The 24,193-nt window shown below is 62.3% G+C and carries 19 protein-coding genes and 2 pseudogenes; 9 read left to right on the forward strand and 12 right to left on the reverse strand.

Annotation, left to right across the window (positions count from 1 at the left end):
* Positions 1-46 precede the first annotated feature (46 nt).
* The 10 genes from AB3X95_RS14120 to AB3X95_RS14165 form a co-directional block, all read right to left on the reverse strand.
* The gene (locus AB3X95_RS14120) at positions 47-1,627 is read right to left on the reverse strand and encodes a TolC family protein (protein WP_368621630.1); all 1,581 of its coding nucleotides are present in this window, start codon (positions 1,625-1,627) and stop codon (positions 47-49) included.
* 7 nt (positions 1,628-1,634) lie between these two features.
* Positions 1,635-3,644, reverse strand: a complete 2,010-nt coding sequence (locus tag AB3X95_RS14125; protein ID WP_368621818.1) for an FUSC family protein — start codon at positions 3,642-3,644, stop codon at positions 1,635-1,637.
* A 1-nt stretch (position 3,645) separates the two neighbouring features.
* Positions 3,646-4,695 (reverse strand): multidrug transporter subunit MdtN, encoded by a 1,050-nt coding sequence (gene mdtN, locus AB3X95_RS14130; RefSeq protein WP_368621631.1) that lies wholly within the window; start codon positions 4,693-4,695, stop codon positions 3,646-3,648.
* On the reverse strand, positions 4,692-4,970 hold the full coding sequence (locus tag AB3X95_RS14135) for a hypothetical protein (RefSeq protein WP_368621819.1): 279 nt from the start codon (positions 4,968-4,970) through the stop codon (positions 4,692-4,694). Before AB3X95_RS14135 ends, mdtN begins: the two co-directional genes overlap by 4 nt.
* A gap of 337 nt (positions 4,971-5,307) precedes the next feature.
* Positions 5,308-6,147: a phosphonate ABC transporter, permease protein PhnE gene (gene phnE, locus AB3X95_RS14140; protein WP_176120177.1), complete on the reverse strand. Its 840-nt coding sequence runs from the start codon at positions 6,145-6,147 to the stop codon at positions 5,308-5,310.
* Entirely contained in the window at positions 6,144-7,121 is a 978-nt protein-coding gene (gene phnD / locus AB3X95_RS14145; RefSeq protein ID WP_368621632.1) for a phosphonate ABC transporter substrate-binding protein, read from the reverse strand. The genes phnE and phnD overlap by 4 nt, the downstream gene beginning before the upstream one ends.
* 59 nt (positions 7,122-7,180) lie before the next feature.
* A complete protein-coding gene (gene phnC / locus AB3X95_RS14150) occupies positions 7,181-8,089 on the reverse strand; it encodes a phosphonate ABC transporter ATP-binding protein (RefSeq protein WP_368621633.1) in 909 nt (302 codons plus the stop codon).
* Between the two features lie 544 nt (positions 8,090-8,633).
* On the reverse strand, positions 8,634-9,068 hold the full coding sequence (locus AB3X95_RS14155) for a hypothetical protein (protein ID WP_176106573.1): 435 nt from the start codon (positions 9,066-9,068) through the stop codon (positions 8,634-8,636).
* Positions 9,058-9,642, reverse strand: a complete 585-nt coding sequence (locus AB3X95_RS14160) for a lysozyme (protein WP_176106572.1) — start codon at positions 9,640-9,642, stop codon at positions 9,058-9,060. The genes AB3X95_RS14155 and AB3X95_RS14160 overlap by 11 nt, the downstream gene beginning before the upstream one ends.
* Complete coding sequence (locus AB3X95_RS14165) at positions 9,635-10,105, reverse strand: hypothetical protein (protein WP_176120180.1); 471 nt, start codon at positions 10,103-10,105, stop codon at positions 9,635-9,637. Before AB3X95_RS14165 ends, AB3X95_RS14160 begins: the two co-directional genes overlap by 8 nt.
* A 659-nt stretch (positions 10,106-10,764) precedes the next feature.
* On the opposite strand from AB3X95_RS14165, the gene AB3X95_RS14170 reads away from it, so the two are divergent.
* Entirely contained in the window at positions 10,765-11,478 is a 714-nt protein-coding gene (locus AB3X95_RS14170) for a hypothetical protein (protein ID WP_176365985.1), read from the forward strand.
* A gap of 59 nt (positions 11,479-11,537) precedes the next feature.
* On the opposite strand, the pseudogene AB3X95_RS14175 reads toward AB3X95_RS14170, so the two are convergent.
* Positions 11,538-11,711, reverse strand: a pseudogene (locus AB3X95_RS14175) (integrase core domain-containing protein); the annotation flags it as partial.
* Between the two features lie 313 nt (positions 11,712-12,024).
* On the opposite strand from AB3X95_RS14175, the gene AB3X95_RS14180 reads away from it, so the two are divergent.
* The 4 genes from AB3X95_RS14180 to AB3X95_RS14195 all read left to right on the forward strand — a co-directional run bounded on the left by AB3X95_RS14180 (position 12,025) and on the right by AB3X95_RS14195 (position 20,021).
* Complete coding sequence (locus AB3X95_RS14180) at positions 12,025-13,062, forward strand: M14 family zinc carboxypeptidase (protein ID WP_176106569.1); 1,038 nt, start codon at positions 12,025-12,027, stop codon at positions 13,060-13,062.
* Entirely contained in the window at positions 13,059-13,907 is an 849-nt protein-coding gene (locus AB3X95_RS14185) for an alpha/beta fold hydrolase (protein ID WP_184225124.1), read from the forward strand. The genes AB3X95_RS14180 and AB3X95_RS14185 overlap by 4 nt, the downstream gene beginning before the upstream one ends.
* A 198-nt stretch (positions 13,908-14,105) precedes the next feature.
* The gene (locus AB3X95_RS14190; protein WP_184225123.1) at positions 14,106-18,944 is read left to right on the forward strand and encodes an NAD-glutamate dehydrogenase; all 4,839 of its coding nucleotides are present in this window, start codon (positions 14,106-14,108) and stop codon (positions 18,942-18,944) included.
* 171 nt (positions 18,945-19,115) lie between these two features.
* A complete protein-coding gene (locus tag AB3X95_RS14195; RefSeq protein ID WP_176120184.1) occupies positions 19,116-20,021 on the forward strand; it encodes a cation diffusion facilitator family transporter in 906 nt (301 codons plus the stop codon).
* Between the two features lie 82 nt (positions 20,022-20,103).
* On the opposite strand, the gene AB3X95_RS14200 is transcribed toward AB3X95_RS14195, so the two are convergent.
* Positions 20,104-21,084 (reverse strand): aldo/keto reductase, encoded by a 981-nt coding sequence (locus tag AB3X95_RS14200; protein WP_184225122.1) that lies wholly within the window; start codon positions 21,082-21,084, stop codon positions 20,104-20,106.
* Positions 21,085-21,567: 483 nt separating this feature from the next.
* Between AB3X95_RS14200 and AB3X95_RS14205 the strand changes: the two genes are divergently transcribed.
* The 4 genes and pseudogenes from AB3X95_RS14205 to AB3X95_RS14220 all read left to right on the forward strand — a co-directional run bounded on the left by AB3X95_RS14205 (position 21,568) and on the right by AB3X95_RS14220 (position 24,172).
* Positions 21,568-21,801, forward strand: coding sequence for a polymorphic toxin type 22 domain-containing protein (locus AB3X95_RS14205; RefSeq protein WP_368621634.1), 234 nt, complete (start codon positions 21,568-21,570; stop codon positions 21,799-21,801).
* A gap of 188 nt (positions 21,802-21,989) precedes the next feature.
* On the forward strand, positions 21,990-22,199 hold the full coding sequence (locus AB3X95_RS14210) for a hypothetical protein (RefSeq protein WP_368621635.1): 210 nt from the start codon (positions 21,990-21,992) through the stop codon (positions 22,197-22,199).
* Positions 22,200-22,450: 251 nt separating this feature from the next.
* Positions 22,451-23,227, forward strand: a complete 777-nt coding sequence (locus tag AB3X95_RS14215; protein WP_368621636.1) for a class I SAM-dependent methyltransferase — start codon at positions 22,451-22,453, stop codon at positions 23,225-23,227.
* A pseudogene (locus AB3X95_RS14220) lies at positions 23,224-24,172 on the forward strand (POTRA domain-containing protein). Before AB3X95_RS14215 ends, AB3X95_RS14220 begins: the two are co-directional and overlap by 4 nt.
* Positions 24,173-24,193 lie beyond the last annotated feature (21 nt).

Consider the following 24,193-nt stretch of genomic DNA (forward strand, 5'->3'; position numbering starts at 1 on the left):
CAGCAGATGCACGGCGGCAGGAAGGGGACGACGCAGCAGCGCGGCGTCAGTTGACAGGCGCGTCCAGCGGCGAGTCCGGGCCCGCACCGGCCGGAGCATCGATCGAACCCGTCGCGAGCGCAAGCGCCGCCGCCGCCGACAGCGCGCCGCTATAGCTGTCCGCGTAGGCATTCTTCGCGGCCAGCAACTGGTTCTGCGCGAGCAGCGCATCGGTGATCGAACCTACGCCGTGGCGATAGGCGTCGAACGCGGCGTCGTAGGTCGTTTGCGCGGCGGCGAGCAGTTCCTTCGCGGCGGTGTGCGCGCTCAGGCTCGTTTGCAGCGCGTTCTGCGCGCCGACGATCTGCCGCACTGCCTCTTCGCGACTGTGCGCGAGACGGGTCGATGCGCTGTCGGCGTCGTTGCGTGCCTGTGCGAGCACGGCCGAGCGGAAGCCACCGTCATACAGCGGAATCGACACGCCGACCACCACGGTGCCGCCATAACGATTGCCGCTCAGATTGACGGTCGGCAATTGCTGGCCGATCCCTGGCACCGCCGAAATCGACGAACTGTTCGTGTTGTACGCCGCCGACGCCGACAGGAACACTTTCGGCTTGAAGTCGGACTCGGCCGCCTTGATCTTCGCAAGGTTCGCGCGTTCCGCCGCGTAGGCGCTCAGCACGTCCGGACGCCGCGCGATCGCCGTGGCCACGATCCGGTCGATCGGCTCGCTCATCGCCGGCGATAGTGTGTGGGTAGGCATGTCGGCGATCGCGGGTTTGGCGAGTGGAGAGATGCCCATCGCGGAGATTAATGCGAGGTAACCGTTGCTTTCGGCCCCCTCGGCTTGCACGAGGCCGAGTTTTGCCTGCGCGAAGTTCTGACGAGCCTGGGCCACTTCGATCACGGTGCCCACCCCACGCTGATAGCGCGATTGCGCGGCGGACAGAATCGCGTCGGCGTTCGCGACACTTTGCTTTGCGGTGCCGAGGCGAGCGCGGGCGCTCTGGTACGCGTAGAACGCGACGCTGACGTCGTAGATCACCTGCTGATGGATTGCGGTGAAGCCGATGTTGGCGACCACCGACGCCTGCGATGCGGCCTCGACGCGTGCGGCCCGCCCGCCGAAATCGAACAGCAGCCACTCCAGCGACAGCACCGAGGTCACGCCGTGCGTCTCGCCGCTGATCGACGCTTGACCGAGCTGTGACGTGTCCGAACTTTTGCCGCCCGTGTAGTGAGCCATCGCCGCGACCGACAATTGCGGCAGATGAGCACTCTTCGCGATGCCGGCCGCGAGCGCCACGTTGCGCGCATCGTTCCACGCGATGCGGGTCAACGGATTGGCCGACTCCGCGATGTCGATCAACTCGGGCAGTTCGTACGCGTGCGTGGGATCGAGCGCGGGTGGCGGCGGCACGGCGGCGAGCGCCGGATTGGCGGGCAGCTGATAGCGGGGCGTGGTCGACGCCGACGGCGCACCCGGCGCGTGTGCGCCCGGCACGATGGCGCCGGCTGCATCGGTCTGTGGCTGCCACGGCGTCGCGGAGCTGTCGGGCGCCATGTCGAGCGATGAAGTCGCGCACCCGCTCAAGCCTGCCGCGACGAATATCGCCAGCGCGATGGGCGGGTTGAGTCGACGCATGATTCGACTACTCCTTTGCCGCGTCGGCGGACGCCGCGAGTTCGAATTCGTCAAGGCGTGCGTCGCCGAGACTTTGCAGCGCGGCGCTTGGCGGGTCGGTGACGTCAGGCGCCGGCCGATGCGTCGTGGTCGTTGCATCGACGCGGGTCGTTTGCCCATGCGCGACGGCCGCGAGCCGTTGCAGCCAGCCTTCGATCGTCGGGGCGGCGTGCCGCCGTTCGACGAGCAGCAGCATCGGCGCTTCGAGCGCGGCGAGGCCGGCCAATTCGCGGTGGTGCGCGGTGAGCCACTGTGGTCCGGGCCGCACCCACGACGGCTCGTAATGCATCAGCGCAACATCCTCGCGCAGCGCGCGGCCGCGGGCCAGCGCAGCCGCCACGTCGGCGCGTCGCGTGCCGGCGTACCCGGGCGAGGCAAGGCGTGCCCATTGCTCGCGCAGTGCGGCCAGCGCCTGTTCGACGCGCGCGGCGATGCTGACCGGCCACACCCGTGTGAACACCAGATAGACGACCACGTTGCCGATCAGGATGCCGATCGTGCGATCCCGCGCGATCGTCAGATCGAAGGCGGGCTCCGCGCCCTGGATCACGCAGAGGAAGAATGCGAACGCGATCTGAAAGCCCGCATACGCAATGCGCGGCGAGCCGAACGCAACCCACGCCGACAAGCCTGCGCCGATGGCCACGACCGCCATCAACTGGCCGATCGAGGTCAGCGCGGGCATCAGGAACACGATCGCTGCGGTGCCCGCGAGCGCGCCGGCGATACAGCCGGCGATGCGCAGCGCCAGTTTCTCGACGGTCTCGGCGGTGCTGCCGAGCGACACGACGTAGACAGTGATGAAGCAGGTGTGGATGCCGGGCCAGTCGAGCTGCGAGTACAGCAGATAGCAGAACATCGCCGCGACGGTGGTCTTCAGCGCGTAGCGGACGTGGTCGAGATTCGTGAAAGCGTCGGCGGCGAAGAAGCCGGCGTGCGGCGCGGGCGGCGCCGGTTGCGAGGGCGCGTCGTGCGCGGCTTCGGATTCGACAGTGGGCTCGGCAAACCGCGTGATCGTGTCGTGCAGCGTGTCGGCTACCGCACGTGCGAGCGGAGTGAGCGGCGCCGACGAGGGCAACGTCAGTTCGATGTCGACCGGGTAGCCGCCAGCGTCGAGCATGCGCGCCATCTCCTCCAGCGTAGTCGCGATCGGTTCGAGGAACGAAGCCGGCAGGCGCGCCGACGCTTCGCCGCACGCGAGGTCGACCGCGGCTAGCAGCATGACGCTCGACACCGCGGCACGTTGGAGCGCAACGACATCGGCTCGCAGCGACGTTCCTTCCAGAGCGGACATCTTCAGCCACGAGCCGATCTCCGCGTTGCCCTTGCGCAGCACCGCGCCGAGCGCATCGCGCGTGGCGGCGGGCTCGCGCAGGCCACGCGCGGCGAGGCGCAGACGTTCGGCCAGTTCGCGCGACGCGAGCCGACGCGGCGACGGCGCGCACACGAGACTGACCGCGACCGACATACCGGCCGGAATCGCGACGAACAGCCACGCATACAGCAGCGCGCGAGTCGCCAGTTCGCCGACCGGTACGCGGCCCAGTTGGTCGAGCGCAAAGCCGACGATCATCGCGACGATGGCGCCCACCGGCCGTAGCTTGCTTGCCGACGTGACGAACAGCAGACTCGCCGACAGCAAGGCCATGGCCGCGACGCGCAACGGCGGATAGTCGACCACGACGATGGCCACGGCCAGCACGAGGCCGATTACGATGCTGACGAGCACCAGAAGCGCCACGCCGGTCACGAAGCTGGTGGTACGGTCGGGCCGGATCATGAAGAACACGATGTAGGCCGACAGTGCCGCTTCGGGCGTGCCGTACGCGCTCGTGACCCATACCGTCAGTGCGCAGATCAGCGCGACGCGTGCCGCGGTCGCGGCGCGTCCGGGAAAAGGCGCAAGGAGTTTCAACAGGTCGGCGACACCGGGCCGCAGCGGACGCTCGACGTAACCGGCGGCGGCCGCGCTGTCCATGTCAACGGCACGCCGCGCCATGCCTCACCTCGACGATCGCACTCGCGCCGACGCGCACCAGTCGCTCGGCCGGTTCGTCGAGAAGCACGCGCACCGGGAAGCGCTGCGCGACCCGCACCCAGTTCACCGACGACTGCACCAGCGGCAGCGAGCGCGGCAGGTTGAGCCGATCCGTATCGGAGACCCCTGCGCTGATGCCGACGACCTTGCCGTGAATCGGCTGGCTGCGGTCGATCATCGAATACACGGTCGCGCAATCGCCAGGCGCGATCCGTGAGAGTGCGCCTTCGCGAAAGTTCGCGACAGCGAACCATTCGTCCGCGTGGACGAGGGTGAAGATCGACTGATTCGGTGCGACCGTTTCACCGGCCAGCACGAAAAGGCCGGTGACGTAGCCGTTGTGCGGCGCGCGCACCACGGTTTCATCGAGATTGTGCTGGGCGAGCGCGAGCGCGGCTTCGCGCGCGTGCACGGCGGCGATCGCATCGGCATCGTCGCCGATCGTCTGGGCGCTCGCCTGCTTCTGCTCGCGCGCCTGACTGAGCGACAGCCCGGCTTCGTGCTGCGCAACCTGCGCCTGATCGAGTTGCTGGGTCGGTACATAGCCTTTCGCCGCCAGCGGCGTGAGGCGCTCCACGTTGCGCGTCGCGAGCGCGTAGGTGTGCGCCGCCTTGCTGGCCTGATCGCCGGCGACCGCCGCGTTGGCGCGCTCGCCCGTGATCGTCCTGCGACGAGTTTCGAGCGCTGCGCGCGCGAGCTCGAGATCGGCCCGCGCCTGCGCGACGATGAGGCGGTACGGCACGGGATCGATTTCGAACAGCAGGTCGCCTTGTGCGACCCGCTGGTTTTCCTGCACCGCAAGCCTGACGATGCGTCCGCCGACCGGCGTCGCGATATGCACGACGTCGGCGTCGATCGTCGCGTCGTCGGTGGAGGGGAAGCGCGTCGTGCGGTCGTAGGCGAAATACGCGGCCGCGAGGCCGATCAGGATGATCGCGCCCGCGATCAGGCGGCCTTTGAGCGGAGCCCTCGATGTGCCGGCCATTTTCATAGCAGGTGTCCTGTGCCCGAAAGCCAGACGAGCACCGCGACCGTGAGTCCGATCGCGAGGCAGACGGAAAGCTGAAGCGGGACGATCGATGCCCAGCCGGTCGCAACGAACAGGCGATGGGCGAGCAGCGCGGCGAGCAGGCCTATTACGCCGCCGAGCAGCCAGATAGGGAAGTACGCGCCGAAGATCTCGAACGATGGCGCGCCGCGCAGCACGCACCCGGCCAGCAACAGGCTCGGGGCGGCGATGACCGCCAGACGCAGGGTGCCGCGCATAGCTACGTTTGTCATACGTTCCAAGGCCGAGCAGGGCATCGCCGCAGCGACACGATCGTCGCGCGTTGCGAGAATCGGAATATCTGAAGAGGACTTTACCAGTAGCCGACGGTCGATTGGATAGTCCTAAGTACTTTCTCGCCTCCATAAATACACCAGGAGCCCGGCGCGGAAAAGGCGACAAGGCGTTGCTGGCCGGCGGAAGACTTTCCAGGGGAGTGTGCTGTCGGCAAGTCGAAGGCAAATGTGAACCGGGGAGACAATGAAAAACGGGCAAAGCGCCGTACGCTTTGCCCGTTGTCTTTCAGAACTGAAGCGCGGTGCGCTCCAACGATGTTCAGATCACCCGCTCACGCAACCACGCCGAGCCGAGGTCGATCACCGTCACGACGACGATCACCATGATCATCACGGCGGCCGTCTGCGCATAGTTGAACGAGCGGATCGCCTCGTACAGCACGACCCCGATGCCGCCCGCGCCGACCATGCCGACCACCATCGCCGAGCGCACGTTCGACTCGAAACGATACAGCGCGTACGAGATCCACAGCGGCAGCACTTGCGGCAGCACCGCGTAGACGATTTCGTCGAGACGCGTCGCACCGGTGGCGCGCACGCCTTCGGCCGGGCGCGGATCGATGGCCTCGACCGCTTCGGCGAACAGCTTGGCGAGCACGCCCGTCGTATGCACCCATAGCGCGAGCACGCCGGCGAACGGCCCGAGGCCGACCGCGACGATGAACAGCATCGCGAAGACCATTTCATTGATCGCGCGGCACGCGTCCATCAGGCGGCGCACCGGTTGCAGTAGCCATTGCGGCGCGAGATTGTGGGAGGACATCAGTCCAAAAGGCACCGCGCAGACGAGCGAAAGCGCGGTACCCCAGATCGCGACCGCCAGCGTCACGTACATCTCGTGCAAGTAGGTGCGCCAGTCGGTGAAGTCGGGCGGAAAGAAGTCCGCCGCGAACGCGCCCATGTTGGCGGAGTCGCTGAGCAGATCGAGCGGACGCATGTCGGCGCCGTGCCACGCGCCGCCGAGCACTACAAGCACCGCGATCCAACCGAGCAACGACCACCAGCTGCGCTTGCCGGCACGATCTTTCGATTGCGCCGCCTGAGCGGCGGCCGCTTCGCTCGCGCGCGCCGGCGACACGATCAGATCGGTCGTGTTCATTGCTTCTGCTGTGCGGCGCCGAGCGCGCTCAGCTTCGCGTCGAGCGCGGCCAATTGCGTCTTGCGCTCGCTATCGGACAGATGCGTATCGTTCTCGATCTTCTGCTTCTGCTGGAACAGCACGATCTGGCGGATCGGCAGCAGTTGCTGATCCGACGATGCCGAGAAGCCGCTGTAACCGGTGATGGCGGCCATCACTGCTTTTTCGTGCGGATCGGTCTTCGCGTAGTTCAGGAAGAATGTGCGCAGCTTGTCCTTCGTCGCTTGAGGCAGATCCTTGCGCCACACGAGCGGGTCCGACGGAATCAGCGGCGAGGTCCACAGCACACGCACCTGCGCGTACTTGTCCGGATGCTGTTGCTTGAGCGTGTCCATCATCTCGCTGTTGTTGGTCGCGATGTCGATCTTGTTGTTGACGACCGCCAGAAGATTCGCCTCATGGCTCGACGGCAGCACGCTCTTGAACGACGTATTGACCGGTGCGTTGTGCTTCGCGAACAGGTAGTAGCCCGGCACCAGAGTACCCGAGGTCGAGTTCGGATCGCCGAAGCCGAGCGTCACGCTCTTGGTGTCCTTGAACACGTCGTCGAGCGTCTTGAAGCGGCTGTTCACATTGGTGATCAGCAGCGAGTAGTAGCCACTTTGGCCGTCCGCGTGCTCGACTTTCGCAAATACTTCGCCATTCGAACGATCGACGGCTTCGATCGCCGACGCATTGCCGAAATAGCCGACCTGCACCTTGTTGAAGCGCATGCCTTCGATGATGCCCGCGTAATCGGTCGCGAAGAATGCCTTCACGTCCAGGCCGGTCTGTTTCCTCATGTCATCGATCAGCGGTTCCCAGCGTTGCTTGAGCACCGCCGACGAATCGGTCGAGATGATGCCGAGGTTGATGTCCTCGGCGTGGGCCGTGGCGACACAGGTGAAAGCGGCAGCGCCGGCCGCGAGCGTGATCAGGGAGCGCAGGAGTTTCATCGGTTGAGGTCCGGTTGAGTGGATGGAGAGAATCAAAAGGTCGCGACGGCGTGCGCGATTTAGTTCGACGGCGCGGCGTTCAGCGCGAACGCGTAGCGCGCGGCGGCGGGGCCGGTGTCCGGCCGCGCGGGGGTGCCGGGGGCGTCGGGGGTGTCGCGAGTGTCGTCGGCGTCGTGCGTCGCGTCGTCGAACAGTTCGCGCGCATCGTCGCCGTAGAGTTTCTTTAGCAGCGCCGGCGTCAGCGCATTGGATGGGCCGTCGTAGACCACCTTGCCGCGACGCAGTGCGACCGTGCGCGGGCAGTACTGCATCGCGATGTCGACCTGGTGCAGCGACACCAGCACCGTGATCCGATGCTCGACGTTCAGCGCTTGCAGCATGTCCATCACGCGACGCGACGACTCGGGATCGAGCGACGCGATCGGCTCGTCGGCGAGCACGATTTGCGCGCGCTGCACGAGCGCCCGCGCGAGCGCGGCCCGTTGCTGCTGACCACCCGACAGGTTCGCGGCCCGCTCGCGCGCATGCTCGCCGATGCCGACCTCGTGCAGCGCGGCCAGCGACAACGCGCGCTCCGCCCGCGGGAAGCGGCCGGAGAGACGCCGCCACCACGGCAGGCGTGCGAGCGCGCCGATCAGCACGTTGGTTTCGACCGACAGCCGGTTCACCAGATTGAACTGCTGGAACACGAAGCCGATGTCGCGGCGAATGCTGCGCACTTCACGCACGATGCGGCCGTTCTGCTGGATCGGCCGGCCGAGAATCTCGATCTGCGACGGCTGCGCGTCCGACGCGGTAAAGCCCGCGATATGCCGCAGCAACGTCGATTTTCCCGAGCCCGACGCGCCGATCAGCGCGACCATTTCACCGGGCGCGACGCGCAGATCGATTTCGTCGAGCGCTTTACGGCCGTTGCCGAACGTTTTGCTCAAACGTTCGATTCGAATAGCTTCCCGGATCGCTTCCATCTGTATTCCCTCGATGCATCCGGACACTGCCGGCATGTGTGGGGCTCATTCTAGAAAGCGACTGTGACGGTTGAGTGAAGGCATCGCAACGTCTAGACGACTATATCTTCCTGTGTCGAATTTTCCCGCGGTGTCATGTGTCGTCGGGATGGCAGAACGAAGTCAGCTTGAAGTCAATGATTTGAACGGAGAGTGACATACGGATGACATGATTTGCGATTCTCGCTGACGCTACGAAAGGCGTGAACGCGAAACTGGCGGCGATGGATGCTTCGTGGACGCAACACTAACCAGTTTCGATCCCTGTCGATAAAGGCGGCGCAATGCCGCCTTTTTTTCGCCCTGCGCCAGCAGGAATATGCAATAGAAATCGAGATACCCGACACAGTCGTTAATAGTTGTATCGAGTTCATCGGCGACATGGCCTATGCGAAGTGGCGGTGCCGGTTCGTCGCGTGACACGGCGCGCGATCTGCCACGACGCACCGCCCAAATGAAAGCCCCGCCGAAGCGGGGGCATGGTTGACGTGCGTCTATATGATCTTCAATCCGTTTTGATCGAATCGAGGTCGCGCAGGAACTCGTTTTGCTGCTTCCGAATTGAATAGTGGCAACGGGCCGCCATCACATCATATAGTTCTATGTGATTTCTTTTTGCTCTTTCCTTTGCTGACGGATATTCAATTTTAATCGCAAGATCGCAAGCTTTCACAGCGTCATCTTGCACTCGCATATAACGGATCAACTCGATCTTGTTCGTTCTGGAAACGCCGTGCGCGACTAAAATTGCATTAGAAACCTTCTTGTTATCAGCCTCCAGGCTCCTGGCATGATCTTCGTAACAATCGAAGTCTCCGAATCCACCACCGCCTAGATATTGTAGACAGTTCGAATCATCTATAGCTTCGTCGGCATATATTGAATGAAAGCCGCCCAAAGCCACTACTAATACAAAACATTTGATAAGTCTATATGACAATGCCTTTCCCGTGCTGTGCATCATAATTCCCTGTTTCAAAAAGTCGTGCCTCAAGTGCGCGCCTCCATTCAATTCCTCGCGCGCGATACGCGCGAATATAGGCCGGTAATTTACCGTATTCTGCGGTGTTGACCTTGTCAACCAGCTCTGCAATTCCATGTCCCGGTCCGGCGTTAAAAGCCATGCTTACTAGTGCATCATATTCATACTGGAGCAACGGAACCCGTATCCGGCGATTAATGGCAGACTCACATTCTTCAAAATTTGTTTTTGCGAGTTGTCGCGCACGCTCCACTGAAATCACATCGCCAACGTGCAGATGATCTGAGGGAAGAACCTTATGCCCGAATCCAACTGTAGGATATCCCTTGCTATCAACATAGACTTTAAGGATCATCCCATCAACAACGGGCAAGCCCTTATAAGTTCCGTTCAAAACGCCACTTTCACACACGGCCATAAACGCCAATCCATCATTCGAAAGACGCCAGGGTTTGCCGTGCCTACTGCAATGCACGTCAACACACGAATTCGGGTCTGTATTTGTTAGTACTGTTGCAAGCGCATCAGGCATTGCGCCCCCTGTGACCGATGTAAATGTCGATGGATTGCGCGCCGCGTGTCCTGTACCGGGCTGTACGCCCCGCGTGATCGGTAACGCCGTGCGTCAGTTCGCCCGATGGCAAACGGACCGTATAAAGGGTGTCGGGTAGCGCGCGCCCGTTGTGGTCTTTTAGCGTGAACTGTTCATCGAACGGGCCCGCAGATCGATTGCGACAGCGGCATTCGTCGTCTTGCCCTAAAGCCCGCGTCATGTCGTAACCAGTTGGGAGAGCCCTGATCGCATTAATCGAAATCCACTCTCCGGTTTTCTTGTTCGTCGTCATTGCGTGAGGCAAATCAGTAAATCCTTTGTATATCTTGAATGTAATACGACAACCAAGACATTCCCGGCCATCTGATCCCTCGAACATATCCGAAAAGCCAGCCTTCATTTCTTCAATGATCTCCTTTGCGGAGCGCATTCTTTCGTACATTGGACATCCATAGGTTAATTGTCGATCTCAGACCATCAGACTTCGACCATGCGTAACAATGGCACCAGTGTCCCACGCGCTATGGTTCAGGTTGAAGCACACCCGCGAATAAACCATCCAAGATGCTTAGCCGTCAACCGCCTTAAATCGGGATAAGGGCGTTTTGACAACTATTTACGACTGTGTCCGGTATCTCGATTTCTATTGCATATTCCTGCTGGCGCAGGATGAAAGAACGGCGACATTGAGTCGCCCTATCGTCATGGATCGAACCCGGTCAGTGCTTCGTTGAGGAAGGATTCGTAACGGCCACTCTGTCCAAAACGGGCTTATCCCGATTTAAAGCGGTTGACCGTGGTCCGTTTCGATGATTAATTCGCGAGGCGGCTCGACTTCAAGACCAGATACGCGAGCCGTCCCAAGGTGCTAGACGGGTTCAAATGGGGCTCCCCATCTGACAACATTTTCTGCGTGCCAGAGAAGCGGCGCGAAGTCATCAAGTATTGGAGAGTCCGTAATAAGAAGACTGGGCAAATCGTCGACGGCGGCGAACGCGGCCGCTACGATTCGGTATGGGTTTCGACGGCCGCTCACGGTGGCACCGTATTTTGGCGGCACAACCCAGATTACCTGAACGCTAACGGAGCAAAGGCATACCGATGAAATCCACCGTGATGCTGATGGCGGCTCTGGCCGCCATGTCGAGCAATGCACACGCGGTCCGATCTTACGACAGTTACGATGCGCTCTATTCCGCCCAGCCAGGCGTGGTGTTCGGTGCCCCGCTCAAGCAACCTGCCGGGCCTCTCCACCTTTATTCAGATCTCGGGGGGCAGGGTAGTTACACGGAACTGAGAACCACTCTGGACGGAAAGCCTGTGCGAATCGAGGTTGCAGAGAATCGCATAACGGTCAATGGCAAAAGCTATCGCTTTGCGCGCGCGACGACGTTTCCGGATGAGTATGCAATAGACATTTATCCGGGCAACGCTCAGGTGTTCTTGGCGGGAGGGACGAGCAATCGTCCTCCGCTTCTGTGTATGGAAGGGTACGGCAGTGGTTCAGGCGAAGCCGACCGGCACCAGCAGATATTCCTTTTGGTGAACCCTCTAGCTCGCAAGCCGACATTGTTGCATCTGCCAAGTCTGCTTTCGTCATGTCTGGCTGTAGTGGCGACGAAGGACGGCAAGCTTGCCTTTCCGAAGAACAGTTACCTGTTCGATGATGCACAAGAATCCCGCGTTGGGTTGTTAGTGACGTACTACGCGTTTGAGAATCAGCGCTTTGTCCCGGTCCCGGCTCTAAGCCAACTTCGGCTCAGATTTGCGCAGCCAGAGATACCGTTTCAATTTTCGGTCCAAGACAAGAACTAAGCGACCGACCATCTCCCCTCGCGCCGGCTTACTTACAGAGCCGGTATCGGGTTGCCGATCGCCAGAGATTCGAACCAGTGCAGGTTCAGGCATTCATCCCGGGATGGGCCGTTGAACGTTTGGATGAAGCTGTTATCCGTCGGTTTGGCTGGACGGCTGAAGTCGATCTGTACCTTGTAGTGGTACGCCCACATGTCCAGCAGACGACCAGAGAACTCGCTGCCGTTGTCGGCGCTTTCCGGGAAGTCCAGTCAATTCCATGCTTCCGAGCCTGGCTAACTGTGCGTTCGTCCAACGAGTTTCGTTTCCCGGCACGCCCGAATCGATGTTTACGAATTTACGCGGTGCGTCAGCTGCGTCAAGCGTTTGCATCTGCTTATCTCCTTGTCTCTAATCGCGGCACGGCCCACGCATCGACGCGGCGCTGCACCTCGATCCTACGCAACTGCCGATCGGCTGGACGCTCCCGCCTACTGACACACAGCCAGGCTATAGTGCGTCTTTTCCGGCCGCCCTTAAAAATCCTGACACCCCGGTCACGCCGTCATGCCGACACCTTTGAGCTTCCTTCCGGACAGTTTTGCCGAATATGAAGATCTCAAGTCAATCCTCGACCAGGGCAGGGCGAGCTTCGAAATCCGCGCGATCTGCGAGACCGAGGTACGCAGCCGGCGCTTTTCCATCTACACCGCGAGCATCGGTTCATCCGATCCGCTCGCGCCGGCCATTGGCTTTTTCGGCGGCATTCACGGGCTCGAGCGAATCGGCTCGCAACTCGTGCTCGACTATATGCGCTCGCTGCTCGCGCGGCTCGAATGGGACGAACTGCTGGTGCGTGAATTGCAGTCCATCCGGCTGATCTTTTTACCGATCGCGAATCCCGGCGGCATGTGGGCTGCGACGCGCGCCAATCCGCGCGGTGTCGACCTGATGCGCAACGCTCCGCAAGACGCCGACGCGCGCGTGCCTCTGCTTGCGGGCGGCCAACGCGTCGGCGCGTGGCTACCGTGGTATCGCGGCCGCGCGGGCGAGCCGATGGAGGTCGAGGCGGCCGCACTGCTGCACGTGGTCGAAACGCAACTCGCCGCGCGGCCGCTGAGCATCGCGCTCGATTGCCATTCCGGCTACGGCTGGAGCGACAGCATCTGGTTTCCGTACGCGCGAACCCGTCAGCAGATGCCGCATCTTCCCGAAATGTACATGCTGAAGAGCATGTTCGAACACGCGCATCCGCATCACGGCTACACGTTCGAGCCGCAAAGCCATCAGTATCTGCTGCACGGCGATCTGTGGGACTACGCGTACGACCGCACGCCGGTGCCGAACATCTTCCTGCCGATGACGCTCGAACTCGGCTCGTGGCTGTGGATCAAGAAGAATCCGCGCCAGCTGTTTTCGCGGCAGGGCATGTTCAATCCGGTCATGGAGCATCGCACCGCGCGGGTGCTGCGGCGCCATGCGAACCTGTTCGACTTCCTCGCGCGCGCGGCGTTTTCGTCGCGGCGCTGGCTGCCGCAAGGCAACCATCGCGAGCAGTTGCTGCAAAGCGCGCTCGACCACTGGTACCGGCCGGATCGCGAATGAGCACATGGATCCTGCTGCGCGGACTGACGCGCGAAACGCGGCATTGGGGGCGCTTGCCGGCGGCGTTGCGCGAAACCCTGGGCCAGAGCCCGGACGCCGCCACCCGCAACGCAACGACCGCGACCGGCGTCCGTTTGCTGCTGCTCGATCTGCCCGGCAACGGTGAATATGTGCGGCGGCGCGCGCCCGCGAGCGTCACGGGCATCGTCGCCTTCGTGCGGCAGGCGGCGCGCGAAACGGGCGTGCCGGGCCCTTACAACGTGATCGCGATGTCGCTGGGCGGCATGGTCGCGACCGACTGGGCACAGCGTCATCCCGGCGAAATCGAACGGCTCGTGCTGATCAATACGAGCATGCGGCCATTCAGCCGCATGCACGAGCGGCTGCGGCCGTCGGCGTGGCCGGCTCTGCTCGGCGTCGCCGCGCATTGGGGTGATGTAACCGATGCCGAGAGCGGTATCCATCGCCTCACGTGCAACAACCTCGACACCTTGGGCGCGGATCTCGCCGCTTGGACCACGATCCGCCGCAGCGCACCGGTGAGCCGCGCGAATGCGCTGCGGCAATTGTGGGCGGCCGCCCGCTTTAGCGCGGCGCCCGCCGCGCCGGGGTGTGCACTGCTGATTTTGTCGTCGGCGGCAGATGGGCTCGTCAACCCGGTCTGTTCGGCGAAGCTCGCGTCGGCGTGGGGCGCGCCGCATCGCGAGCATCCGTGGGCCGGCCACGATCTGCCGCACGACGATCCCGCGTGGACCGCCGCGCAGATTCGCGCATGGCTCACTCAGCGCGCCGAAGACAGCGATGCGGCGGCGCCGGGACCCGCACCGGCCAAGCCCGAACGTTGAGCCGCGCACGGCATTGCCGCGCCGCAGCGACGCGGCCCTTTCCAACCCAACTGTGACAATCCTTCGACGACCCGTCAGCGGGTATTACCTGACTTCGCGAAACGGACGCATCGCACACTGCAGGCGCATAATTCCAAGTCAGACGTTGCCTGCGAATCACGCGATACTCACCATTGCCGCCAGCCAGGGGAGTCGATCATGCAAGCAAAGAACGAAGAAGCCGTCACGCACCTGCTGAACGATGTCGTCGAATTTGCGCGGGGGCGGTTGCCGGAACCGACCTTCAATATCGTCGAACCCTTCCTGCGGCATTACTACGATTTCGTCGACACAGGCGATCTGCAAAGCCGCTCGATCGCCGATCTGTACGGCGCGGCGCTCGCCCACTGGCAGACCGCGCAGCGCTTCGTGCCGGGCCAGCAGCGGCTGCGCGTATATAACCCGATCCTCGAACAGCATGGCTGGCATTCCGATCACACAGTGATCGAGATCGTCAACGACGACATGCCGTTCCTCGTCGATTCGGTCTCGATGACGGTCAACCGCCATCGGCTCGCGCTGCATTCGGTCGTGCATCCGGTGTTTCGGATCTGGCGCGCGGCGGACGGCAGCATCGCACGCGTGAGCCAGGGCGCCGAAGAAGCCGGCGATACGCGCTCGCATCTGACCTCGTGCATCCATTTCGAAGTCGATCGTTGTGGCGATGCCGCAAAACTCGACGCGTTGCGCGACGATATCGCCCGCGTGCTCGGCGACGTGCGGGCGGCGGTCGAGGACTGGCCGAAGATTATCGAACGCGCGAAGCAGACGATTCAGGATATGAAGGCGCGCGAGACCGGTCCCGAGGGCGTCGAAGCGCGCGCGTTCGTCGAATGGATGGTCGCCGATCATTTCACGTTCCTCGGCCAGCGCGATTACGAACTGGTGCAGCTCGATGGCGGCTATGGTTTGCGGGCGGTGGCGGGCTCCGGTCTCGGCATTCTGCGCGATGCGCAGGGTGCGGGCGGCGCGCCGGAAGTCACGCCGTTGCCGCCGGCGGCTGCGGAGATCATCTCCGGCTCGTCGCCGATCTTCCTGACCAAGGCCAATTCTCGCGCCACGGTGCACCGGCCCGGCTATCTCGACTATGTCGGCATCAAGCTGAGCGGCGCCGATGGCAAAGTGACGGGCGAACGGCGCTTCATCGGCCTGTATACGTCGACCGCTTATTTCGTGTCGGCCGCGGAGATTCCGATCGTGCGGCGCAAATGCGCGAATATCGTCAGACGCGCTGCATTCCTGCCGAAAGGTCATCTGGCGAAATCGCTGGTCACGGTGCTCGAAACCTATCCGCGCGACGAACTGTTCCAGGCCGACGAAGACCAGCTGTACGACACCACCCTCGGCGTGCTGCGTTTGCAGGAGCATCAGCGCACGCGGCTGTTCGTGCGGCGCGATCGCTTCGATCGCTTCGTGTCGTGCCTCGTGTTCGTGTCGCGCGACAAGTACAACACCGATCTGCGGCAACGCATTGCGAACCTGCTCGCCGACGCATTCAATGGTGAGAACGTCGAATTCACGCCGCTGCTGTCGGAGTCGACGCTCGCGCGAATTCATTTCGTCGTCCATGCCAAAGCTGGGGTCATGCCGAGCGTCGATACCCGCGAGCTCGAAGCGCGCCTCGTGCAGGTCGCGCGACGCTGGCAGGACGATCTGGCCGACGCATTGCTCGACGCGTACGGCGAAGAGCAGGGCAACCGTTTGCTGCAGCACTACACCGACTCGTTTCCGGCCGGCTATCGCGACGACTATCCGGCGCGCACGGCGGTGCGCGATATCGAACTGATCGAGCGCGTGCAAGGCAGCGAGCGGCTCGCAATGAACCTGTACCGGCCGATCGAATCGGGACCGCGGGCGTTCCGCTTCAAGGTGTATCGCGCGGGCATGCCGATCGCGCTGTCGCGCAGCTTGCCGATGCTCGAACATCTGGGCGTGCGCGTCGACGAAGAGCGGCCTTATCTGATCGAGGCGCCGGGCGCGATGCCCGCGTGGATCCACGACTTCGGCCTCGAACTTGCGGACGATGCCGAGTTCGACATCGAGCGGGTCAAGGATCTGTTCGAGCAGGCGTTCGAGCAGGTGTGGACCGGCACGATCGAAAGCGACGACTTCAACCGCCTCGTGTTGCGCGCGCAGCTCAATGCGCGCGAGGTGACGATTCTGCGCGCGTACGCGAAGTACTTGCGCCAGGTCGGTTCGACGTTCAGCGACGCGTATATCGAACGCGCGGTGACCGGCAATCCGGCGATTGCGCGCATGCTCGTAGACCTGTTCGTCGCGCGCTTCGATCCGGCGCTCGGCGCGGTACGCGAAGCCCGCGTCAACGCCTGTCTGGAGTCGATCGACAGCGCGCTCGACCAGGTGCCGAATCTCGACGAAGACCGCATCCTGCGGCAGTTCCTCGGCGTGATCAAGGCGACCAAGCGCACCAACTACTACCGCCACGACGCTCAGGGGCAACCGAAGCCGTACCTGTCGTTCAAGTTCGATCCCGCGCAGGTGCCCGGCCTGCCCGAACCGAAGCCGATGTTCGAGATATGGGTCTATTCGCCGCGCGTCGAGGGCGTGCATCTGCGAGGCGGGCGCGTCGCGCGCGGCGGCCTGCGCTGGTCGGATCGGCGCGAGGATTTCCGCACGGAAGTGCTTGGCCTGATGAAGGCGCAGATGGTGAAAAACGTCGTGATCGTGCCGGTCGGCTCGAAGGGCGGCTTCGTCGTCAAGAATCCGCCGCCGCAGAGCGAGCGCGATGCGTGGATGCGCGAAGGCGTCACGTGCTATCAGACCTTCCTGCGCGGCTTGCTCGACGTAACCGACAATCTGGCGGGCACCGACGTCGTGCCACCGCCTGACGTGGTGCGCCACGATCCCGATGACCCTTATCTGGTCGTCGCCGCCGACAAGGGCACGGCCACGTTCTCCGACTACGCGAATGCAATCTCGCATGAATACGGATTCTGGCTCGACGACGCGTTCGCGTCGGGCGGCTCGGTCGGCTATGACCACAAGAAGATGGGCATCACCGCGCGCGGCGCGTGGGAGTCGGTCAAGCGGCACTTCCGCGAAATGGGCATCGACACGCAGAGCCAGGACTTCACGGTGGTCGGTGTCGGCGACATGTCGGGCGACGTGTTCGGCAACGGCATGCTGCTGTCTCCGCATATCAAGCTGCTCGCCGCGTTCGATCACCGCCATATCTTCCTCGATCCGAATCCCGATCCCGCCGCGAGCATGGCGGAGCGTGCGCGGCTCTTCATGCTCGACCGCTCCAGCTGGGCGGATTACGATCCGTCGCTGATCTCGGCGGGCGGCGGCGTGTTCCCTCGCAGCGCGAAGACGATTCCGCTGTCGCCGGCGGTGCAGGCGGCGCTCGGGACCAGCGCGGCGGCGCTCTCGCCGGCCGAGCTGATGCGGGTGATTCTGCAGGCGCCGGTCGATCTGCTTTATAACGGCGGCATTGGCACCTACGTGAAGGCGAGCCGCGAAACCAACCAGCAGGCGGGCGATCGTGCGAACGACGCGATCCGCGTGAACGGTGCCGACCTGCGCTGCAAGGTCGTGGCCGAGGGCGGCAATCTCGGCTTGACGCAACTGGGCCGCATCGAGTTCGCGCAGCACGGCGGCCGCATAAATACCGATGCGATCGATAATTCGGCCGGTGTCGATTGCTCGGATCACGAGGTCAACATCAAGATTCTGCTGGGTCTCGTCGTCGCCGACGGCGAGATGACGGAGAAGCAGCGCAATGCGCTGCTTGCAGAAATGACCGATGAAGTCGGTCTGCTCGTGCTGACCGACAACTACTACCAGACGCAGGCCTTGTCGATCGCGGGCCGCTTCGGCGTCGAGCTGCTCGATGCCGAAACGCGTTTGATGCGCTATCTGGAGAAGGCGGGGCGGCTCAATCGCGTGATCGAGTTTCTGCCTAGCGACGAAGACGTCGCCGAGCGCGCGGCCGCGAAGCAGGGACTGACGACACCCGAGCGCGCGGTGCTGCTCGCGTACAGCAAGATGTGGCTCTATGACGCGCTGCTCGAATCGTCGATGCCGGAGGACCCGCTCGTCAGCGACATGCTGATCGAGTACTTTCCGAAGCCGCTGCGGCAGCGTTTCCGCGAACCGATGCAGCGCCATCCGCTGCGCCGTGAAATCCTCGCGACGCATCTGACCAATGCGCTCGTGAATCGCGTCGGCTGCGAGTTCGTGCATCGGCTGATGGAGGAGACCGATGCGCAGCCCGGCGACATCGTGCGTGCGTGCATCATGGCGCGCGACGTGTTCGATCTCGATCAGATCTGGCGCAGCATCGACGCGCTCGACAACCGCGTCGCCGACGACGTGCAGGCGCGCATGTTCGCGGAGGTCGCGCGGCTTGTCGAACGTTCGGCGCTGTGGTTCCTGCGGCATCTGCAAACGGGCGCAGCCAACGGCGACGTGACCGGCCTGCTCGCACGCTGTCGCGATGCCGCGCAGCGTCTCGCGCCGCAATGGCCGGCGCTGTTGCCGGCCGCTGATCTCGAAGCGTTGTCGGAGCGGCAGCGGGCGTTCGTCGATGCGGGTGTCGATAGCGATCTCGCGGTGCGGATCGCGAGCGGCGAGGTGTCGGCCGCGCTGCTCGATATCGCCGAAGTCGCTTCGACGTGCGAGCGCAATCTCGAACAGGTCGCGGGCGTCTACTTCGCGCTCGGCACGCTCCTGAACTACAGCTGGATCAGCGAGCGCGCCGCTTCGTTGCCGGCGCCGACGCATTGGGACATGCTCGCGCGCGCATCGGCGCTCGCCGAACTCGCACGCCTCAAGCGCGCGCTGACCACGAGCGCATTGGCTGGCGCGACCGATGCGTCGGCGCCCGATTCGCTGGTGCAAACGTGGCGCGAGAAACGCGCGGCGCAGCTCGAGCGTTATACGCGTCTGCTGACCGATTTGCGTGCGACGGGTGGCGCGAGTCTTTCGGTGCTGCTGGTGGTCGTGCGGGAGATGGCGGCGCTCGAGCGGGCGTGAGCCGCGCGAAGGTGGAAAGGGCGCTTGGGGTGCTGGCGGCACGGCGACACGTCGGGTCTGATTCCTGCGGCCTGGTGTGTCGTTGTCATCCATAATACCGAGTGCTTGCCGATCGCTTCGGTCGTGCAATCGCCAACAATACCCAGCCCACTCACGGACGCCCGCCCGCAGATGAAAGAAGAATCGCCGAAAGCCATTTTCTACGCACTCGCCGCCAACCTCGGCATCGCGGTCTGCAAGTTCGCCGCGGCGGCGTTCACCGGCTCCGGCTCGATGTTCGCCGAAGCGATTCACTCCACCGCCGACTGCGGCAATCAACTGCTGCTGCTTTTCGGGCTGCGCGAAGCGCGCAAGCCGGTGAGTCCTTTGCATCCGATGGGCAGCGGCCGCGAAATCAACTTCTATTCGCTGCTGGTTGCGTTGCTGCTGTTTTTCGTCGGCGGCGCGTTTTCGGTGTATGAGGGCGTGCATCGGCTGATTGCGCGCGAGCCATTGCAGTATGCGTTCGTTGCGTTGGCGGTGCTCGGTGTGTCGGTGGTGCTCGAAGCGCTGTCGCTGTGGGGTGCGATCAAGGAGATTCGCAAGACGTATCCGGACAAGAACCTGTGGCAGTGGTTTCGCGAGACGCGCGAATCGGACCTGCTGGTCGTGGCCGGCGAAGATATCGCCGCGCTATTCGGTCTCGCGATCGCCTTCGTCGCTGTGCTATTGACGATGATGACCGGCAACCCCGTGTATGACGCGCTCGGTTCGGTCGGAGTGGGTCTCTTGCTGATGACGATCGCGTGGCTCGTCGCGCGTGAAGTGAAGTCGATGATCGTCGGTGAATCGGCGAGCCCGGAAGTGCGCGGCGCCATCGACGCTCATCTGCGCGCGCGTCCCGAGATTCGCAGCATCATCAACATGATCACGCTGCAGTGGGGACGTCACGTGGTGGTGGCGGTGCAGGCGGAAATGATCGACTATGCGAGCGGCCGCGCGATGGTCGATGCGATCAATGTTATCGAGGCCGACTTGCAGGCCACGTTTCCTCAGGTGCGCTGGGTGTTCTTCGAACCGGATGTGCCGCGTAGTTAGCGAAGAGGAGGCGAAACGCCCCGCACTGAAATCGCGGGCCATTCCGCCTGAGCCAACTGGACTCCTGTACGCGCCAAAGCGCTTATTTGAACCCTGCCACCGCATGCGGCACATACAGTTCTTCGAGCCGGTGAATCTCTTCACCGCTGAGCCTCAACGACAGCGCCGCGACCGCATCGTCGAGATGATGCAGCTTGGTTGCACCGACGATCGGCGCGGTAATCGGCTTCTTCTGCAGCACCCACGCTAGCGCAACCTGCGCGCGCGGCACGCCGCGCTCTTTCGCGATCTCGCTGACCCGCTCGACGATACGCCGATCCGCTTCCTGCGTCTGCGCGTACAGCGTGCGGCCGAATTCATCGGTTTCCGAGCGCGCGCTCTCGGTGTCCCAGTCACGCGTCAAGCGTCCGCGTGCAAGCGGACTCCACGGAATCACGCCGATGCCTTCGCTCTCGCACAGCGGCAGCATTTCGCGCTCTTCCTCGCGATACAGCAGATTCACGTAGTTCTGCATCGTCACGAAACGGGTCCAGCCATTGCGTTCGGCCACCTGCAGCGCCTTGGCAAACTGCCATGCGTACATCGACGACGCGCCGATATAGCGCGCCTTGCCGGCCTTTACGACGTCGTGCAGCGCTTCCATCGTTTCTTCGATCGGCGTGCCGTAGTCCCAGCGATGGATCTGATACAGATCGACATAGTCGGTACCGAGCCGCCGCAGGCTGTGATCGATTTCCGCCATGATCGCCTTGCGTGACAGCCCCGCGCCGTTCGGACCCGGATGCATGCGGCTATTGACCTTGGTAGCGAGCACGATCTCATCGCGTTTCGCAAAGTCCTTCAGCGCACGGCCGACGATTTCCTCGCTGGTGCCGTCCGAATAGACGTTGGCGGTATCGAAGAAGTTGATGCCGTGATCGAGTGCCTGCTTGATGAATGGCCGCGCGGCTTCGTCGTCGAGCGTCCAGGTATGCGTGCCGCGCGAGGGCACGCCATAACTCATGCAGCCGAGACAGAGACGCGATACATCGAGGCCGGTGCGGCCGAGTTTCACATAATCCATCGTGTTGCTCTCCTATGATGAAGCGCACAAACCCGCTGCGAGGGAAAGACCTTCGATTATAGGGAAACGACGGCAAGCGCGTCGTCGCGAGCCGCGGCCGCTTTCGATCGCTTCAATGCGAATGGCGAGTGCCGTGAACGACAGTTAAGAAAAGTCTGCAAAAGGCGTGGATTTGATGAAGCGTTGGACTTTCTGAAAAAGCGATGGATAACTACGATCGTTAAATATCGACAAATTCAGAATAATTCAGAATTGTCTCGTAGTCGCCATTTGCACTCCTTGATAGCCTTTTGATGCCGTTGCATTGCGCAGGGCTTCATCGGGCATCACAGGTATAAGCAATGAATAACCGTTGTTATCGGCTTGTTTTCAGCACGCTTCGAGGTATGCTACTGCCGTTGCAGAAACTGCGATCGGTCACGGGAACTCCAGTCGCGGTGAAACCGGCTTATCGGTTGCGTTACAGTCTTTCACACTCTTACATTGGGCTGGATTTTTGGAGCGTCAGGTGCTCGAGCTACGAATAACTTCATGAACGGGGATGGAAATCAGTTTGTGCGTTCAGTTCCGACCCCCGTGGGCCCCAATGCAGTTTTTGCCATCACTCATGCCTATGGCGGTCCCGCGGCGCTTGAGCTCGGCGTGGCAAATCCTGGCCCGATGTCAGTTCCAGTGACTCCTTGTAGTTACTCCGCTCGTATTCTTAACTCAAAGTGAGAGGTTATGACCGTTCCAGGTCCGACAGACGATGAATGGAAAAGATGATGCCCCGAGCAAAAGGGTTCTTACGAAACGTTTGTTGACGTCGTTTTCGTGCTTATCGCAATCGCAATTACTGTGAAAATTATCGTAGGGTGAAGATTAAGGCGTTCTCGGTAACAGCGTTTGATTTTCGCTAGGTGGAAATGAACAACAAGAAAAGGCTTTTGCCGGTACCGCTCGTGGTTCTCGTTCCTCTCGCAGTCCACGCGCAGACCCCACCCGACTTCGCAGCAGGGGCTCGCACGAACGCCGAACAGCAACAACAGGTCGAGCAGCAGCGCGATGCAGGGGGCGAGTGGCAATTGGCGCTGCACCGGTTGTGCGGAATGAAATTAGTGGCGAAATTGATTTAAAAATCTCTTCGGCGTTCAAATGAACAATTCAAGTTTACGCGTATGTCGTGCCGTTGCCGGTTACATAACGTATTCCATAGTCCACGCCCAGACACCGTCCTTTGCCTTTTGGAGGCGCATGCGAGAACGCGTGATTTTTCATCGGTGGACAGTTTCGCGGGTTGTACCTCCATGCACAATCAACAATGAGTAGGCCACAAATGAGTAGACCGCGTTTCAGCCACGTGTCAGGGTACACGGCGTACATGCGTATGATTCACGACGATATCGTGAAGCGCGCTGCGTCAGGCTCGAGCATTCTCGACCTTCCAGCAGGAAACGGGCTTTTTGGGGAGCGCCTGCGCATTCTCGGATACGACGTCACCTGTGCAGACCTGAACGAGGCGCACCCCGAGTTCGTGAAGGTCAACATGGAGGAACCCCTTCCCTTCCCGAGTGAAACATTTGATGTCACGGTATGCATGGAAGGCATCGAGCACGTGCTTCGGCAGCGGCAACTGCTTTCCGAGCTGGTACGTGTGACAAAAGCCGGCGGCCTGATCTATATCAGCACCCCAAATGTTTCGTGCCTGTGGTCCCGCATCGTTCTGTTGATGTGCGGGTACTTCTATCAATTCAAGCCCTCGGCGCAACTGATCGGCGATGAAAAATCGACTTTCGACAAGGGCCATATATCACCCATCGACGTTTACACCCTTGGCTATGTGATGGCAGCGCGCGGAGCGGGGCTAGTCTTTGCTACCGCGGACCGGGTCAAGAAGGCGGTCGTCGTGTGTCCGCTGGCGGTAGTTCTTTATCCGTTCGCGCGCTGGAGCGCCAAATACATCCACCAGCGACTGCACTTACGCTTCTTCGAGCGCAAGGAGGCGCATCCGGCGTACTTCAACTTCAGGGTCTTTACCGGTCGATCCCTCATCGCCGCGTTTCGAAAAACGAGCCACGACTTGCCAGGACCGGCTATCCAGACGGCCGCAGCGCCATTGCGTTGCGGTAGCGTAGACCAGCCTATCTTGCGCACCTCCCAATGACCCTGCGCACAAATTCTCTGCTGTTCTTCGCATCCGTAGTGGCCTTTGACGCGGCAGCGCAGACGTCTATCCCCGCCGAACAGGCGACCGCGGGCCGGGCGAACGCCGAACAGCAACAACAAGTCCAGCAGCGGTACGACGCCGGGCAGCGGGCGGCAACTGTCGGCGAACCGGTTGTGCGTTCGTCGGTACCTGCGAACGAAGGCTGGCCTGAACTGCCAGCCGAAAGCGCTGTTTCCGCATTGAGACGTTCGCGCTCGACGTGCCGGCCACGCCGCCGGAAGCCGTCCGCTCGCAGGCCGCATCCGCGCTGCCGCAGGACCGCTTCGCGTTCGCGCGCGAATGGCTCGATTACTACCAGGGCCAATGCGTCGGCCAGAAAGGTCTAGACGTGATCACGAAGGGGCTACAGGCAGAGATTCCGAGCCGTGGCTACATGACGACGCGCGTAATGCTGCCCACGCAGGACCCTGTCCACCGGTACGCTCAAGATCGCGCTCTTTCCCGGCGTGACGCGTCATTTGAAGTTCGCCGACGAGACGGCGCGTAGTACATGGAAAACGGCGTTCCCGGCGCTCGATGGCGATGTACTCCAGCTTCGTGATCTCGAACAGGGTCTGGAACAGATGAAGCGCGTGCGCACTCAGGATACGACCATGCAGATCGTCTCAGGCGACGTGCCGGGCGAAAGCGATGTAGTAATTGCCGTCAAGCGCGGGACAGGTGCTCTACGCTGGCCTCGACTATGGCCATCTGTGGGGGCCATCGGCAACGTATCTCGCGGGTAAGCAACTCGCCGGCGCTGTCATCGGCGTGAAAGGTACTGTGCCGTCGCGCTTCGGTGCGTACAGCTATGACGTTTTTGCGGGTACGCCGGTCTATGCCCCGTCCGGCTTTCCCGCACCGAGCATCACGCTGGGCTTCCAACTGACTGCGCAATTCTGAAGTGGATCATCAGAGTACGAG

Origin of the sequence: Paraburkholderia sp. BR13444 (genome assembly GCF_040948755.1) — a bacterium.
In the GTDB taxonomy this organism is placed as follows: domain Bacteria; phylum Pseudomonadota; class Gammaproteobacteria; order Burkholderiales; family Burkholderiaceae; genus Paraburkholderia; species Paraburkholderia youngii.